The sequence below is a fragment of the Syntrophothermus lipocalidus DSM 12680 genome (assembly GCF_000092405.1).
Classification (GTDB): domain Bacteria; phylum Bacillota; class Syntrophomonadia; order Syntrophomonadales; family Syntrophothermaceae; genus Syntrophothermus; species Syntrophothermus lipocalidus.
In genome coordinates this window covers 1,286,646-1,302,783 of record NC_014220.1, presented here as the reverse complement: position 1 = coordinate 1,302,783, position 16,138 = coordinate 1,286,646, and the positions used below count along the sequence as shown (strand labels likewise).

18 protein-coding genes and 1 riboswitch are annotated in these 16,138 nt (G+C 51.6%); of the genes, 12 read left to right on the top strand and 6 right to left on the bottom strand.

Features of this window, described 5'->3' with window-relative positions; genetic code table 11:
• Nucleotides 1–113 precede the first annotated feature (113 nt).
• Nucleotides 114–488, bottom strand: coding sequence for a DUF5615 family PIN-like protein (locus SLIP_RS06270; RefSeq protein ID WP_013175439.1), 375 nt, complete (start codon nt 486–488; stop codon nt 114–116).
• Nucleotides 485–724 carry a DUF433 domain-containing protein gene (locus tag SLIP_RS06265; protein ID WP_013175438.1) on the bottom strand — a complete coding sequence of 80 codons (240 nt, stop codon included), beginning with the start codon at nt 722–724 and terminating at the stop codon, nt 485–487. The genes SLIP_RS06270 and SLIP_RS06265 overlap by 4 nt, the downstream gene beginning before the upstream one ends.
• Nucleotides 725–926: 202 nt before the next feature.
• Between SLIP_RS06265 and SLIP_RS06260 the strand changes: the two genes are divergently transcribed.
• From SLIP_RS06260 to SLIP_RS12045, 11 genes are all read left to right on the top strand, one after another.
• A complete protein-coding gene (locus tag SLIP_RS06260) occupies nt 927–1,112 on the top strand; it encodes a DUF3892 domain-containing protein (RefSeq protein ID WP_013175437.1) in 186 nt (61 codons plus the stop codon).
• A gap of 142 nt (nt 1,113–1,254) precedes the next feature.
• A riboswitch (cyclic di-GMP riboswitch) is annotated at nt 1,255–1,341 on the top strand.
• Nucleotides 1,342–1,434: 93 nt separating this feature from the next.
• Nucleotides 1,435–2,328: a transglutaminase domain-containing protein gene (locus tag SLIP_RS06255; RefSeq protein ID WP_013175436.1), complete on the top strand. Its 894-nt coding sequence runs from the start codon at nt 1,435–1,437 to the stop codon at nt 2,326–2,328.
• A gap of 300 nt (nt 2,329–2,628) precedes the next feature.
• A complete protein-coding gene (locus tag SLIP_RS12050) occupies nt 2,629–3,282 on the top strand; it encodes a response regulator transcription factor (protein ID WP_242649151.1) in 654 nt (217 codons plus the stop codon).
• Nucleotides 3,283–3,697: 415 nt separating this feature from the next.
• The gene (locus SLIP_RS06245; protein ID WP_013175434.1) at nt 3,698–4,390 is read left to right on the top strand and encodes a hypothetical protein; all 693 of its coding nucleotides are present in this window, start codon (nt 3,698–3,700) and stop codon (nt 4,388–4,390) included.
• A gap of 49 nt (nt 4,391–4,439) precedes the next feature.
• Nucleotides 4,440–5,051 carry a hypothetical protein gene (locus tag SLIP_RS06240; RefSeq protein WP_013175433.1) on the top strand — a complete coding sequence of 204 codons (612 nt, stop codon included), beginning with the start codon at nt 4,440–4,442 and terminating at the stop codon, nt 5,049–5,051.
• A gap of 151 nt (nt 5,052–5,202) precedes the next feature.
• On the top strand, nt 5,203–5,913 hold the full coding sequence (locus SLIP_RS06235) for a hypothetical protein (protein ID WP_013175432.1): 711 nt from the start codon (nt 5,203–5,205) through the stop codon (nt 5,911–5,913).
• Between the two features lie 109 nt (nt 5,914–6,022).
• Complete coding sequence (locus SLIP_RS06230) at nt 6,023–7,633, top strand: OmpL47-type beta-barrel domain-containing protein (protein WP_013175431.1); 1,611 nt, start codon at nt 6,023–6,025, stop codon at nt 7,631–7,633.
• A 126-nt stretch (nt 7,634–7,759) separates the two neighbouring features.
• Nucleotides 7,760–8,938, top strand: a complete 1,179-nt coding sequence (locus tag SLIP_RS06225) for a signal peptidase I (protein ID WP_148216531.1) — start codon at nt 7,760–7,762, stop codon at nt 8,936–8,938.
• Between the two features lie 44 nt (nt 8,939–8,982).
• Entirely contained in the window at nt 8,983–10,113 is a 1,131-nt protein-coding gene (locus SLIP_RS06220) for a DUF5305 domain-containing protein (RefSeq protein ID WP_013175429.1), read from the top strand.
• A complete protein-coding gene (locus SLIP_RS06215) occupies nt 10,110–11,054 on the top strand; it encodes a hypothetical protein (RefSeq protein ID WP_013175428.1) in 945 nt (314 codons plus the stop codon). The genes SLIP_RS06220 and SLIP_RS06215 overlap by 4 nt, the downstream gene beginning before the upstream one ends.
• 129 nt (nt 11,055–11,183) lie before the next feature.
• Nucleotides 11,184–11,768 (top strand): sortase, encoded by a 585-nt coding sequence (locus SLIP_RS12045; protein WP_013175427.1) that lies wholly within the window; start codon nt 11,184–11,186, stop codon nt 11,766–11,768.
• A gap of 70 nt (nt 11,769–11,838) precedes the next feature.
• Here SLIP_RS12045 and SLIP_RS12040 read toward each other — a convergent pair whose 3' ends face one another.
• The 3 genes from SLIP_RS12040 to SLIP_RS12570 all read right to left on the bottom strand — a co-directional run bounded on the left by SLIP_RS12040 (nt 11,839) and on the right by SLIP_RS12570 (nt 12,565).
• Entirely contained in the window at nt 11,839–12,147 is a 309-nt protein-coding gene (locus SLIP_RS12040; RefSeq protein WP_148216530.1) for a hypothetical protein, read from the bottom strand.
• Nucleotides 12,122–12,280: a hypothetical protein gene (locus SLIP_RS12740; RefSeq protein ID WP_169303753.1), complete on the bottom strand. Its 159-nt coding sequence runs from the start codon at nt 12,278–12,280 to the stop codon at nt 12,122–12,124. The genes SLIP_RS12040 and SLIP_RS12740 overlap by 26 nt, the downstream gene beginning before the upstream one ends.
• Before the next feature lie 72 nt (nt 12,281–12,352).
• Entirely contained in the window at nt 12,353–12,565 is a 213-nt protein-coding gene (locus SLIP_RS12570; RefSeq protein WP_148216529.1) for a hypothetical protein, read from the bottom strand.
• Nucleotides 12,566–12,828: 263 nt separating this feature from the next.
• Between SLIP_RS12570 and SLIP_RS12035 the strand changes: the two genes are divergently transcribed.
• The gene (locus SLIP_RS12035; protein ID WP_169303752.1) at nt 12,829–13,848 is read left to right on the top strand and encodes a GGDEF domain-containing protein; all 1,020 of its coding nucleotides are present in this window, start codon (nt 12,829–12,831) and stop codon (nt 13,846–13,848) included.
• Between the two features lie 63 nt (nt 13,849–13,911).
• Here SLIP_RS12035 and SLIP_RS06195 read toward each other — a convergent pair whose 3' ends face one another.
• A complete protein-coding gene (locus SLIP_RS06195; protein WP_041432796.1) occupies nt 13,912–15,891 on the bottom strand; it encodes a methyl-accepting chemotaxis protein in 1,980 nt (659 codons plus the stop codon).
• Between the last annotated feature and the right edge of the window lie 247 nt (nt 15,892–16,138).

The following is a 16,138-nucleotide window of genomic DNA, read 5'->3' as shown; positions in this document are numbered from 1 at the left end:
GGGTCTGGTATAAGTTTCCGCCGCCAGCTTATTTCCCAATTTCTTTCCTAATTCAGCCACTTTCATTTTCCAAAAATTCTTCAGCAGTGGCCAATTCTTTCCCTAGCCCGTCTTCAGTGGACAGGGAGTGTCCTTACCTTAACTTTGTCTTCGGTCACAGAAATTATAGCTCCTCTTACCAGATCGGGTTCGACTCCTGGTAGTACCTGGCAAAGAATCTTGGCTACGGAGTGTGGGTGAGGTATGGCTAAGCGGAGGGTTATAACACTCGGCTGTGAAGCATTAGTAATGGCGAGAAGGGCTGAAAAATCTAAGTCTTGGGTTATAATGATCATCTGGTGCTTGCGTGCGTAACGTAGAATTTCTTCGTCTGAAGCTGCGGGACAAAGAACGTCGCTTACTCTGACTACGAAATAACCCGCTTCGCGTAGCAATTCACACGTGAGAGGCGAAATATGAAGGTCCGCCAGATACCGTAAAGTTTTCAAGACCCCTGGGCCTCCCAAGGTATAGGTCTTGTCTGCTCTGCAGCAAGCCAGGCACCGTACATCAGGCTCTGCTGAATGTCTTCTTTCTCCAGTTCCGGATAAGCGTTAATAATGGCAGGAATATCCATACCGGAAGCCAGAAGCTTCAAAATAAAAGCGACTGTAAAACGCGTATCGCGTATGGTGGGCTGGCCCATGCATATTTGGGGGTTTACAGTTATGCGGTCAAGCTTCACAAACACCACCCTCCTGGTTACTATTCTACCATGATTTCCAACACTAGAAACTTACAGATTTAGATAACCGTACTACCTCCTACTCCTACCTCCGTTCTCGGTTTGCGCTTCTAATAGATAAGTTGGCTCTGTTGGTGCCAGAACTACACATACCTGATTCTGGGCAGGGAAAACTAGGGAAAAGGCTGAAGGAGGTCGTGCTATGCCCAGGATAGCGGATATTGTGCGGAACGAAGAGGGCCAGGTAATAGGTGCTGTTCTCGATGACGGGCGTGTTGTCAGCATGGACGAGGTAATGGCAGAAGTTAAAAAGGGGAACATAGCCGGGGTAACGGTGGACGTTGACCGGCAGGGACGCGAGTACCTACGGGAAGACGTGGAGATGTGAAGGTCAGTAGGCCCGGGGTGCAAAATAAATGGGACTAACAGTCCAAATTTGGTACAAAGTTATTGGCAGTATTATATGACTATGGTAATATTTTTGTAGAAAACACTACAGGAGATGCGAAGACAAGAGGATAAACTCTGTTTCCTGATAAAGGCAAAACCATCCAAAGATGGTGACGCAAAGCTATAGGGGCTAAAGCGAACATTCGCTATGCCAGCCAGCTGCCGGGAGTCGGATCTGGGCTATTTTGAGGAAGGAGTTCACCAGGGCCGCGTGTCAGCATGGCAGGCGGTCCTGGTTTTTTGTTTGGGGAGGGGTAGCAGTGTTAGCCAGCAAGCGGGTTCTTGCCGTAGCATTGGCGTTAATGTTTTCTTTAGGCACTGCGTATGGATATGTCGGTAAGGCGTGGGCCGAATACAGTGTCAGTTTCGCCTCACCCTCAATAACTATTACCGCGCCTTCTAGAAACAACGCTGAATGTTCTGGAAAACTGCTTATTGAAGGGACATCTACCCTTACTCAGGTGTGGATATGCTTGCGCGGGCCGGAAAAGGAGCTGGAGACGTACTCGGTTCCTGTCAAGGAAGGAAGGTTCTCCCGTACCGTGGACCTTCGTTTCGGTCCTGGGATTTACACGGTGTGGGCGGGCGACAACCCACGCCGCTTCGACGGGAGCATCCGGTTCACGGTAAACAGCCTTGAGGATGAAGATTTGCGCTATATTTCTCCCTCGGCTTACGTTGACAGTGATAGTGCGGTTATCAAGTCGCTAGCCGAATCCTTGGTGGATTCTGGGGCCTCAGACATGGACAAGGTGAGGAGCATTCATGCATGGGTGACGCAGAACATTGCCTACGATTGTGCTGCGGATTCGAACACGGATAGCTCCATGGTACCTGCCAGTCAAACCGTTACGCTTCGCAAAGGGATTTGCCTCAACTACGCGCTAGTCACCGCGGCTTTGGCGCGAGCGGTTGGTTTACCCGCTAAGGTAGTGTATGGCCAGGCAGGGGCGGAAAATGACGGGTTTTTGCCCCAACTCCATGCCTGGAATGAGATACTAGTGGATGGCAAGTGGGTACCGGTGGATGCCACGTGGGATGCTGGTTACATCAAAGACGGCAGGTTTATTCGTAAACCTTCTACCACCTATTTCAACCCAGACGAGTCACTTTGGCGGAAGACTCATCATCCTCTAGAAGTAACCCTGGATTAATCCTGATCCCGGTCGCTTCACCCGCCAGGAATAAGAAAAGTAAGCGACTTCTTTGTAAAGAAGGGATGACAAACCGCTGTGGGAAGTAGCCAAGAAACAGAGGGGGATTAATACCATCGTTCATACGGTGGTATTTTTTTGTTGTTGAGGAGGAACTTAACAGCACATGGCGAATAGAAATACCACAAAGCCTAATCCTCAGTTTTTGGTGATGCAATCCGAATTTTCAGCCGAGCTTCAGGGTGAAGGACATGAGCCATGGGGACGTGAGCGGATGATGAGAAGGGTTATAATAAGGTGATGCTTATGGGAGCATTCCGCATCCTGTTATCGAGTAACTCGAGCCAGTGGAGGGACGGGCTGGCAGCGGCTTTCGCAGCCAGCGGCAGGTTTGAAGTAGCTGGGTCGGTTGATCTCGACCAAATGATTCAGACGGCGGAGCAGCTGCAACCAGAGGTAGTACTGTGGGAGCTGAAAGAAGATTTGTTGTACATGTTAACGGAGTTAAAAGCCTGCTGTCCGTTCACCGTGACCGTGGTAATGGTTGGCAATCCTAACCGCTTCAATCTTTTGGAACTAGTGAGAACCGGGGTGATGGGCTGTCTGCCCTTACGACTCTTGCCGCAGCAAATCGTGAGCGCGGTGGAGTTGGTGGTAGGGGCTGGACTTTTGTGCCTACCTCGTCCTGACCTGAAAACCAGTTTGGGTACGGAGACTGGTGAAAGCAAGGGGACGTTTTCAATCCTGTCTCGGCGTGAGGAGGAAGTGCTGGCAATGCTGGCGAACAAACTGTCGACCCAGGAAATTGCAGCCAGCCTTTATTTATCGGAATCGACGGTTAAGACCCATTTACGCAACATTTTCCGTAAGCTCGGAGTACGTAACCGGACAGAAGCAGTAGCCGCTGCTTATCAGCTCGGGTTGGTCAAAAACGGGAACATGACCATGGGATAGCCGTTACGAGAAGGAACAGGTCGCAGCGGAGTGGTTGTCTTTGTATAGTATTTGTACGTAATAGGTATTAAAAAGTTAAAAGAAAGAAGCAAAGCTAATTAGCAAAGACTTGAGGCCGGGTAGGAGCTTGAAGGTTGCTTCCGGCCTTTTTTGTTGCCTTTTTTCCCGTCTTACATCCGGGGGAAGGGGACTAGCCCGAATCGCAATCTGGGTTTAACTCGCCGTCTTTTTTTTTGTCTTTTCGGTCAATAGAAGGTTAGGACAAGGAGTTGCTAGTATGGAAACGTAGACCAGAAGAGGATTGTCCGGCAACTATTAGGTGTTGAAAGGGGTGATTGACGCCAGAGGTTAGAGTTCGATTCAGAATGGATGAGAGAATAGATCACTGTAGGAATGGTAAGGGGGTTTTTAACAAATGAGAAAAATGTTGGTTATATGTGTCATGGCGGTCATGACTTTGACCTTGGTCGGTTTCGGCTTTGCGAAATGGTCCGATACCGTTACCATCAGCTCCGACGTGGAAACCGGTAACCTGCAAACGACTATTGCGCCTGGCGGAGTAAACGATCGGGGTGCAGACCCGCAGTACGGCCCAGGGCACAACGAGGAAGGCAAGGACGTTGCTTCAATCGAGTGTGTCCAGGGCGAAGGCGAGAACGCTGACCATTCTCTGAATGTAACCATCAATAACGGCTACCCGTTCTACAAGCCCGGTTTTACCTTCGTAATCACCAGCACCGGCACGGTTCCGGTTAAGATCGAAGATATTCAAGGGCCGAACTGGCAAGGGGACTTGGCAGACTACATTAAGATAGCCGGCTGGTCGTTTACCGTGGACAACCCCGCAGCTTATGGGTTACCGGCACAAGAATTCACTGTCGAGTCTGATGAGACGAACTCCACTTGGGAAGGTTTGGTCGAAGCTATCGGACACCAGCAGTTACACCAAAACGGCACCTTGACCGTGAATCTGGAGTTCTATATAGACGAAACCGACAATGGACAAGAAGACGGCAACCTTTGCCCGATGAACGCCTCGGCGACCGGAACCATTACCATCAAGTCCTCGCAGTGGAACGAGGTTGGGACTGCTGAAACGGTCGAGTAAGTGTTAAGACCGTGCTCCACCGCAGGGAACCTAGGAAGGGGGACACCTCGTGACGGCTGTTAAGAGAACCTTGTGTGTATTTGCGATTCTGGTGGCTACCTTGACCGCTATGGGCCCGGGTTATGCCCGGTGGAGTGACGTACTCAAAGTGCGGATGCGCGGTGAAACCGGTATCCTAGCGGTGGGCATTAGGTGTGAAGAGGTTCGTGACGGCTATCAGGGACACTGCAACAAAGAGTGTGGCTCCAGCAACGTGGCCTGGGTGGACGGGTTTTACTCCTGCGACTTTGATGGGGAACCGGCGTACGAGAGCGGGGATCTCTTGGTAAACGCCGGGTGTCCCCACTATTCCCCCGTGTGCAGAGTAGAGATAGGAAATGGAGGCACGATTCCTGCCAGGCTCAAAGGCCTTAATCTCGAGTGGTCAAGCGGTGATACTCCTGGTTGGGTCACCGTGTTCAGGTGGACGTTGATCCTCCCCGATGGGCAGACTGCTTGCGGAGTCAATCTCGGTTCGCTCAACCGAGCGCTTGAAGACTGTGTTCTTGACCCCGGCCAGGCTGTGTCTCTCGAGTTCAGCACGAGATGCATGAGCGATACGGCCAACGGAATACTGACCGTCAGACCCGATTATGTGCGCTGGAACAAACCGCTGGAATAGGAGCCAGCGCACGTGTCGGTGAGTACGGTCGACTGTTCGCACTCATATCGGGGCTTCGGCAGCGTTTAAGGCGAAAGACCGCGGGTACTGCGGGTACTAGCGAAGAATTACAGGCGGATATAGATGGAGTTTCCAGGGAGGTGGAGAGTAGGTGACGAGGAAGATCATGGTACTTTGTGTGGCGGCCGTCTTGATTCTGACCCTGGCTGGCTTCGGTTTTGCGAAATGGTCAGACACAGTCGTCATCAATACTCAAGCCCAAAGTGGCGAATTGAAATGGGGCATTCTTGAAAATTCGGTTTTCCAGATGGATAACGGTCCTGACTATCATTCCGAAATGGGCGGCGGTATGCTTGATGTCTACCCCGATCCGGAAGGGAAGAATGTGGGACAGACTCAATGGTCATTACTCGATCAAGACAATGACGGCGCCAAAGACGCCCTCAATGTAGAGGTCGAAAACGCGTATCCTTGTTACTTCAATGAGATTAACTTTGATGTCAGAAACTTTGGTACTATTCCCCTCATTATTCAGCATCCCCAGTTAACTTGGGGTAACACGAACCAGACGCTGGAGAGTGGGATAGTTTATTACTTGTTCAAAAACGGCGAGGTTCGCAGCGAACTGGACTTGGACGGCGTAGAATTGACTGAGGACGGGGCTCCGCAAGACGCGGTGATAGAACTGTGTTTCCAGGACAATATCAGCGCCCAGCAACATCCGAATCAGACTTTGAGTGAAAGCCTGGCGTTTCACGTTTTGCAGCCAGCCGAGCAATCGACGACCTACAATTTCACACTCAGCATAGAGGGCGTGCAGTGGAACGAGAGCCCAATAGCCGCCAATAGCGCTTCTGATTAAGTAATGGCAGTTTAGAACTTCTATGAAGAATAGTGGCAAAGCCACGGGGAAAAGATTCACCGTTTTCAAGACGGACCTTAATTGAGGTAGTGAGGAGGGGGTCGAGATTTTGAGTAGTTCTGTAAAGACGGGCAGAAGAAGGAGATTTCCGTTAGCACTGCTTATGGCCATCTTCATGGTTGCGACTCTGATAATGGTTGTCGACAGCGTGCCAGTGCAGGCAGCTCCAACTACCGGGTACTATGGGACCTACTACAACCTGCCCAGGAACCACCCTGATATGGAGCAGAACGACCATAACGGGCCGTATCAGGGCCTGGTAGAAAGCACCTTGCCCCTGCGGCTGACAGCGCTGGGAAGCACTTGCATCCACCAGTTCGACTGGTACGACGACCAATACAAGGTTTTTTCCCGAGTCGATACCAAGATTGACGGTTCCCCAGGCAGTGCCACCAAGGCATCTAAGTGGTGGCCTATTCCCAATCAGCTTCCCGGCGACCCGCAGTATTTCGCGGTTCATTGGGAGGCAATGCTGAACGCTCCGGCGACCGGGACTTATAATTTCCAGATGGGTTCGGACGATGACTCATGGCTGTTCATCGACGGCAACCTGGTACTCGAATTGGGCAATATCCATCCAATTCAGTACACTAACGGCAGTGTTTATTTGACCAAAGGCCCGCACCGTATAGACATTTTCTTTGCCGAGCGACACACGGTCGAGTCCGGGTTTGTCTTCAAGTTTACCTCGCCGAACGCCCCGGTTCCCATTCCTGACGTGACTCCTCCGGTGACCACCATAACTCTCAACGGTACAGCAGGGAATAACAGCTGGTACGTTTCAGACGTCCAGGTTACCCTGAGCGCGCAGGACCTTCCGGGACCGGAAAACGTTGTTTCGGGGGTTGACAGGACGGAATACAGCTTCGATGGCGTGAACTGGTCGACCTATGGCGGGCCGTTTACAGTGGCGAACGAGGGCAGCACTACCGTCTATTACCGTTCAATAGACAAAGCGGGGAACGTCGAAGCTACCAGGGAAGTGGCGATACAGATCGATAAAACACCTCCGAGTGTGAGCGCCGATGTCCCTGGCGGCAGTTATTCCTCACCCCGCACGGTTACCTTGACCGCTAGTGACGACGTGTCGGGGGTAGAAGGTATCTACTACACCCTTGACAATACCACGCCTACTACATCAAGCCCCAAATACACTGGACCGATAGATATCCCGGCCTCGTCGGTGCTGAAGTTTATGGCGGTGGACAACGCTGGCAACCAGTCACCGGTTTCGACTGAAACCTACGTCATCATGACCGGAAAGTGGTATATCTATGCTTCGAAGCAAAAAGATACCGGAAATGACTGGACATGTAACCAGAACTTTACTGGGGTAACTCAGCTAAGTTCTGATACAGCACAGACCGTTATAACGCTGAGTGACACCAATGCCGACGGGAAGAAGGACCGGGCAGAGGTTACGGTAAAGAACGCGTTTCCCGGTTATTACAACTCCATCGTATTGGACGTTCAGAATATAGGCACTACTCCGATTTCGATGGGGCAGGTAAAGATATCGGGCAACGATTCTTTGACCATCAGGCTGTTGGAGAGCTCGAGCAGCACTATTCAGCCTAAATACCGGAAGGCAATAGGGATAGACTTTAGGGTAAATGACGGAACACCTCCAGGCGACTACAGCTTCACTGTATCACTCTAGGGTGAATCCAGCCGGCAAGGGACGAGGACGTGGGCCTCGTCCCCTTTGAGCGGCATAAACGTCATTAGTTAGTAAGAGCTAGGAGTGGCTGTTCAGATGCCACTGCGCCGCAGGTGAGGGATCGTAATGAGCAGGAACAGGTTGAGGTTGTCCAGAGGCTGGCTACTGGTGTTAGCATTAACCGTTGGTTGTGTTGGGTTCTGTAACTTGTTAGCACCGCGCCTGTTCAGCGGGTTTGTTGCAGCGTATGTCGCCCAGCCCATAGCCTGGATGCTCTTGTTCGTGTATGTTTATCGCCGGTTCCCGCGCCCTGGTCTAGGAAAAAGAAGCCTGCGTGTAAAACTCCTCAAGATCGCGGCGGCTTTGGCTTTGTGCCAGATTTATTTGATGGTTGTGGCCGGGCTTCTGGATAAGTTTGGCAGGAGTCCTAATTCCTTTAAGCTTTCAGGTATAATAATTAACCTTATCTTTGTGACGTCAGGGTTGTTGGCTGTAGAATTCAGCCGCAACTACCTTATGGCGAACTCACTACGGCGGCCGTCGAACTCAGTGGCGATAGCTATCGCAGTATTGTTCACAGGCCTGCTCCTGCCGTGGAAGCAGTTTCCGGCTTTAGATTCCGGGCTTGAGACCTGGGCAAGGTTCAGCGGTTCTACCCTCTTCCCGGTAATGGCTGAGAACCTGTTGGCTTCGTTTTTATGCATGTGGGGTGGGGCGTGGCCAGCCATCGCTTATCGCGGAACCCTGGCAGCGTTTAACTGGTTTTGTCCGGTTCTCCCGAATCTCAACTGGGCGTTAAAAACACTTACCGGCACCTTGGTGCCCACGGTTGGAGCGGTATTTGTGTATGAGTCCTGCAGTATGAACATGAAAGGGATTCCGGGCCGGCAGAAAAAGATAAAGCCTGGCCAGGCCGTGAACTGGGCAATAACGAGTGCCCTTGCAGTAATCCTTGTTTGGTTTGCCATCGGGGTTTTCCCGATTAGGCCTTTGGTCATTTACAGCGGGAGTATGCGACCGACCATCGATGTCGGGGACGTAGTCATCGTAGCCAAGCGTAATCCGCGCTTGCTGCATGCGGGCGAAGTTATAGCGTTTCGGGTTCCGGATTCACCAGTTCCGACTGTACACCGAATTCTGGCTGCGCGAACAGAAGGCAGCGACCGGTTGTTTACTACTAAGGGGGATGCGAACGCCAATCCGGATAGCGGCCAAGCGCTGGGGGACAACGTTATAGGCAAAGTAGTTCTGGTTATCCCCAAGGCAGGGTGGGCTTCTATAGCGCTGCGGGAGCTTTTTGTCTGACTTGGGTGTGCTACAGTTACTTTCTTGGTAAAGGATGAGTCTTAATGAGAATTAACAAGATTGAAATAGAGAGTAAAATGAGGCGTGTTATCATTTTCACCCTCAGTTTGCTGGTCGTCGGCGCAGGAGTTTACTGTATTTTCGCTTGGAACCGTCCGGACCATGTAGTGGAACCTCGGCCCGTGTACAGTTACAGCCAGGAAGGCAAGCTAAGCTACAACGTCATCTTGAAAGCGAATTCAGTTTTTCCCACAACTGTAATGGGACCGGGAAAAACGTACTTTGCCAAATTGGTTCAATCTATACCCGTGGTTTATTCGTATCGCTTTACTGGTGATAAACCGGCTTCTATGGAGGCTACCTACAGTATGGTGGCGGTGGTCGACGCTCCTAAGATGTGGAGCAAAGAATTCGTTTTGATCCCGCCTACTAAGGTGCAAGCAGAAGGGAAGGAATTGTCCTTTGTCAAGACTATAGACCTGAACCTGGATACCTACAACCAGTTTCTTAAATCAGTGAACCAAGAGCTGGGGGTGAGTGCGCGAGAGCCCAGGCTGGTTTTGAAGGGCGAAGTCTTGATGAAAGCCGTTTCTTCTGAGGGCATCATAAATGGAAGTGTTAACCCTAGGATGGTCATTCCCCTCACCTCCGGTGATTTTCAGATCAGCGGGAGCCTGACAGACTCAAAGCCAGGAACCCTCAAAATAAAGGAACGGGTTATCGACCAGGGTGCACTGGTGGCGAGAAAAATTTCCGTGATAGCGCTAGGATTCCTAGTGTTAGTACTTCTAGGGACGGTTTTGTTGACTTCGAGCCGGATAAAACCGGTAGACGAGGTCACGCGGTCAGTCCAGATGATAATAAAGAAATTCAGTGACCGGTTAATCAAACGGGAGGACGTGTTAGTGTTGCCCCAAGGTGTGACTGAGATTGCTTTAAGTTCGGTCAAAGAGCTGGAGGCCGTAGCCGATGAGATATCCAAGCCCGTAATTTTCGGTTTTGATTATAAGGGAGTATACGTTTTTTGTCTCATCGATGGACGCGTGGCTTACACTTACCGGGTGGTTGCCAGCGAAAAGGCGGTCCCCCACCAACTGAGCGAGCCTTTGAAAAAGCAAGTACCTAATACTGTCTTGAGTGGAAAGACCACCAGTTGGAAGGAGGGAACCCTGTGAGCAAGAAGGGGTTTATTCTCGGTATCCTGATGCTCTCGCTGATGGTGATGGGCATCGCATACGCACAGCCATCTTCTGACGATTCGGGAGTACCAACTGCGGGTACGGACTATCTCCGCATCGGTATCAGGAACGTCGGGACCGTCGACCAAGGGCCAGATCCGCAGTACTATCAGGGAGGAAATCCAGATCCAGAAAAGAAAGATGTGGCTGCGACTGCTTTTGAAGCCAACGGGTCTCCGGTTTTCGAACTGAATGGAATTAAGTATTTCGACACCATTTCTCAACGGGTAACCGGCGCCTATCCTGGCTACGAGACAGGCTGTATTATGGAGATCGCCAACGGGGGGCGGGTTCCTTGTCAGATCGACAACGTGGTTTTAGCGTGGATAGGGAGCCAAGACTTCAAAGAGTATGTTTCAATCCACTCGTTCAGCATCTTCGCTGACGACCAGACGGTTATTGCATCTGGTACTAGCTGGTCTGATTTTGCAGAAACCCTAAAGAATATCGAGCTCAAGCCGGGCGAGGTAGTGACTGCCGAACTCAGGTATTACTTCAAAAGTTCTGAAGAAGACCCCATGCCGCAGAACGCCAACGGGAAAATTCAAGTGGCGTTAGACACCAGTCAGGAAGGAGACGGCGGTGGGGGCAACGGCGGGGGCAACGGAGGAAACAACGGTGGGGACAATGGTACAAGCGGCGGTGAGTCCGGGGGCGGTGAACCCGTATCGGTTCCCGAAACCGTCATAGTACCGAGTGCGCCACAGGTTCAAGCTCCAGCTACAGCTCCAGGCACCACCGGTCCCACGCCAGAAAGACTGGTGATAGCAGGGAGGGCACTCCCCAGGCTACCTTATACGGGAGGTAATCCCATACCGTATATAGTATTGGGCCTTGCCCTTGCGGGAACCGGAATACTGGTTGTAAGGCGTTCCTAAGCGTCTATCCGTTGCGGTCACGGAAATCGCTACTTGTGTAGTAGCGCTGAGAAAGGCACACGTGCTGGCACGAAGGTGTGTGCGTAGGGAAGCGCCCGTGGATACAGTTCGAAAGAGGTCAAACGATATATGCGGATAAGAGTCTTAGGGTTTTTCTTCATCCTTATAGGTGTCGGGATCGCCTTTTACCCCGCGTTTACTGATGTCCGTTCCTGGCTGGTTCAGAGTCGGCTGAGGGCGGTTGTGGCAACGGGAGAACCCTCTGTCCAAGCCCGGGCAGCCGGTGCTGACGTCTCGCAGGTAAACAGCCCCGACTACAGCCTGCTGGAGATACCGAGCATCGGTTTATCAGCGGTTGTAGTAGAGGGAACTGGGGCTGAAGAGCTTTCGAAAGGTCCAGGAAGGTTTCTGGAATCAGCGTTTCCCGGCGAAGGAAACACCGCGATCGCCGGACATCGGACCATGTATGGTGGCTGGTTTAGAAATCTCTACCGGCTGAAACCGGGTGACAGTATATTACTCAAGCTTAAAGGGGCGACCTACCGTTACGAGGTTGAGCGGGTGTTTACGGTTCTCGACAACGACTCGAGCATCATCGGTCCCTGCGGCTATCCTGCGTTAACCTTGATGACGTGCAACGGGTTGCAGAAATCCGAAAAGCGTCTGGCGGTGCGAGCCAGGTTGATTGGTATCTCACCTAAACAATCAACGTAACGGATTGCCAGGGACGGTTCTCATTTTGCATCGGAGGTAAACCTGAGGAACCGCCCCCTTGATACCTCATCTAAAGGCCTTTGCGTCGAAGGAGTTCGGACATGACGTCGTTACTTTTGTCCAGCACTTCCATATAGAAGTCGAAGCCCTTTTCAGGGTCTCCCATACCTTGTCGTCCTATTCCCAAGTATAGCCCGTAGGGATCGAGTATGTGCATTATTTCGACCTGCTCGCGGGTAGGAGGTTGGGTACTACTCACCGTCGGAGAAATCTTCAAATCCCAACTCACATTTTCTCTTACTTTTTCCGGGGTAATACCGGGGTGACACTTTTCCAGGTACATTTCCTTGGTCTTATCGTCGAAACGGAAGACCCCCATGGTAGTTATGACCCCCGCTGGCCCCCCCTCCGACAAGGCCGGCTTTGCGGCGGGAATCCCGGCCATCAATGTATCCCGGCACCGTCATGTAGTCTACTCGTTCGATGAAACGCCGTTTTTCTTGCCTCATCATTACGCAATAGCGTCCTGCCGAAGATCCGATGTCGTTAGCTCCTCCATTACCTGCTACTCTTACCGACGGTCGTTAGTAATCTCCCAAGGCCGTGGCGTTAATGTTGCCGTACTTGCCTATCTGAGCGCCACCAATCACTCCGACGTCATAGAATCCTCTCTGCTGGTCACCGAAATTCCGCCACATGGTGCCACAGGCATACGCCCTCTCACATATCGTAGTGTCTGCAATGCAGGTCAACAGGCGCCGGGCCGAACACCCTATCGCCCCCCCCTTCCACCGCAATTGTCAGCTATCAAATGACACGAAAGCAGGTTTTTGGCAAACTGGCAGGAAACTGAACGCATTGGTGTCAGCTTGGAGGTGATATGATAGATGTCGTCAGGGCTTGCCCTAAAGAATTCACCAGACAAAAGCAGCGTGGTCGCGCCAACTTTACTGTGTTATAATCTCACAAGGGAGCAGCCCGGGCTTACACGGCCGTAAACGTAGGGAGGGATAGAGTTGGAAGCTCGGGCATACAGATGTGTAGGAAGGTCGAGCGTGCATTGAACAGGAGCTTTCGCTGCGGGGAAGGATTGCCGGTGGAGATTTACGACGTTCATAGACTGCCGGAGGAGTTGTGGCCTGAGCTGGGGCGGCTCAGGTTGGTGTTGGTTGCTGGCATTTGCTTGCTGGCTTTGTTTCTTGCGCCCAACGCTCGGCTCGAGCTCATGGTGGTGTTAGGCTTTTGTACGGCAGGCTTTGTCGCAGTGAATTTGATTGCCCAGAAGTGTCCCAAGGAGCGCCGCCCGTTAATCGAAGCGATATCTATGTTGTTCGGACTGGGCTTGAACACTTCCTTGGTCGTAGCGGGAGGAGGGGCTAAGGGGACTTTAGTATTTCTTTACTTGTTTCCTGTTTTCACCTACGGTTTCAGACTCGGCGGGGCAGCGGCTTATTCGTCTGCACTTATCAACAGCTTGGCTTTACTCGCTTTGCTGGCGGTGGACTGGTCATCACTTGTCCTCTCTGATGGTTTGGCTGTAGGCACTGTAATAGGTCTGATGTGGATCGAAGCGTATGCCATCGACTATATTGTCCGTTATATCACATCTCAGAGCGAAGAATTGGCTCAGCTGGCCTGGTATGACCCTTTGACTGGATTACTGAACCGCCGTGCTCTTTTTCTAGAGATGGACCGTTTGCTTGGTAGTGGAGTTCCCTTTACCCTGATTTTATTGGACTTAGATGGTTTTAAGGCGGCAAACGACCAGAAAGGGCACCTGTTCGGGGATGAGGTTTTGAAGACCATAGCAGAGAAGATGGTAGGAGTCGTGAATGGGGAAGGCAAGGTGGCGCGGTACGGCGGAGACGAGTTTGCAGTAATTGCCGAAAACGGCAAAGAAAGGAGTCAGGAAATAGCCGAAAGTATAAGCCAGGTTATAGATGCAGTAGGAGCGGAATACGGCATCACCCTAGGCGTGTCGTCGGGGTTAGCTACGACTCCCGATGATGCGGTTACCAAGGAAGACCTCCTGTGCATTGCCGACAGGCGCTTGTATGAGACCAAGTATTTGCACAGGTAGACAGGGGTGCGGTTTCTTTTGTTTGTGGGACGGAAAACGCACCCCTGTTGCGTCGTTCATTGACTACACTTTGAAATAGCCCATTTGAACTTCCAGTTCGGTTGCCAGCTCGGTTAGCTGTCTAGACATTTCGGAAAGCTGGGTAGCTGCAGCGGATTGCTCCTCGGTCGCGGCACTGACTTCTTCGGCGCTGGCCGCTTCTTCTTGGGCGCTGGCAGCAATTTCCCCGACGCTGGTCACAATCGTGTTTGAATACTCCACTAGTTCACGAGACAATCCTGCCTGTCTGGCACTAAGGTCCACTACCTGTTTAACCTGATCTTCTATTTCCGTAAAGGCCTGGAGCACGTCATCGGCAAAACGTACCTGCTGTTCCGAGGTTTCACGGGCCTTCAACATTTGGTCCACGGAAACTTTGATAGCCGTGTTCATCTGGTCTATTATCTTGCTGATCTTAGTCGCTTCGTCAGCGGACTGTTCTGCCAGCTTTCGTACCTCATCGGCGACAACCGCGAAACCGCGGCCGTATTCACCCGCCCGTGCCGCCTCAATGGCCGCATTGAGGGCCAGGAGGTTGGTCTGGCTGGCGATAGTGGCGATGGCGTTAACTATGTCCGAGACTTGTCTGGACTGGTTAGCCATATCCATGACCGCCTCTGAAGCCTGCTGGTTTACCGCCGAGTTTTCTTCGATTTTGCTTATTAGTAACTGCACCGCATCTAGACCTTTACCCACTGACTCGCTGCTCTTGCCGGCTCGTTCGGCCACCAAGGAACTGGCCCTTGAGACCTCGGCCACGGAGCGATTGGCCTGTTCAACCGCTTGTTCAGCCTTTTGAGCGTTCTCAGCGTCTTGAGCAACTTTATCAGCTAATTGAGCAATGGTGGTGGCTAGCTGGTCACTGCTTGCTTCCATATTTGCCGCCGAATCGTTAAGCTTTCTTGATAGTTCCGTTAGTTGTTCGCTTGTCTGGCCGATTTTACGTATTATGTTCCGCATGTTACCGGCGACTTGATTGAATATTTCTGCCAACTGTCCGGCTTCATCTTGGCTGTGTACGGTTACTGTATTGGTTAAATCGCCGGTGGCCATCAGCTGGCCTCCCTTTACAACCAGGGCTAATGGTTTCAACAGTTGTCCCAACAGTAATGATACATTGGCCAGCAGTATAACCAGGGCTAAAGCGAAGACTATTAAGGTACTTCGGCCGATCTGGTGAAGAGTGCGTGCAAAATCGGAGTATGGTACCGTAGCCAGCAAGTACCACCCCGTAGACTTGACCTTGGAAAAGCCGGCGGTCTTGGCTTCCTCGTTGATGGTATAGTCTTGGTGACCGGAATCGCTCTGGCTAACCAAATGCATGAGCGATTGAAGTCCGTGCTCAGGCTCGGTCAAGAAGTTGGCCTTCATCACAAGTTTCTCATTGGGATGGGCGATGACCAACCCATCTTTGTGCACTAGTACTCCATACCCGTTGGGACTAGCCTTCATTTCTACTATTTCTTGGGATAGGCTGCCCAACTTCAGGTTGCCTCCCAAGATGCGGGTGATGTTGCCGGAGGTATCCCTAATCGGGGTCGCGATAACTACCACAGCATTGCCGGTAGCCCTGGCGATGAGAGGGTCGGAGAAAACAGTCTGACCGGTGATCGCGGGCTTAAAGTAAGGTCGGTCCGCAATACTACCGGTAGCACCGCTGGTAGCGTAATAATTGGCCTGCTGGTCTGCGATGAAAAACGAATCAAACTCCGGCATTTTCGCCGCAAAAGTTTTTATCAACTCAACATCTTCTGAGATTGGGCCATCACCCAAGCCCGGAAGCATGCTGAGGAGTACCACTTGGTTTTTCTGGCTGACAAGCCAAGTATCGATTTTGTCTGCCTGCGCTTTAGCCATATCGGTTACTCGTTCCTGGACAGAGGCGTCTACGGCCTTCTTGGTTTGCCAATAGTTAATAACCCCGCTCAAACCGAATGCCAAGACGACCAGTGAGCACAAACTGACAAGCACTTTACCCCTAAGGCTTTTCCGTAATAAGTTCATCGACTAACACACCCTTTCTCGGACGATGTCAAATCCGTATGCCGTCATCCAAAAACCATAAGCGCACTAAAACGCCATACCAAAACGGTTCCACGTTTATCCGGTCTGACGGAGATGATCATGGCTGGACTTCCAAAATGACACGCGTGAAAGAAGGCCATATTTAACTTAGCACCATTCATGGTGGTGTCGCCCCAGGGTTGTTTTGGAGTGAGGCGTTGGTAGTGCCAGCTACTAAAGGCTTGCA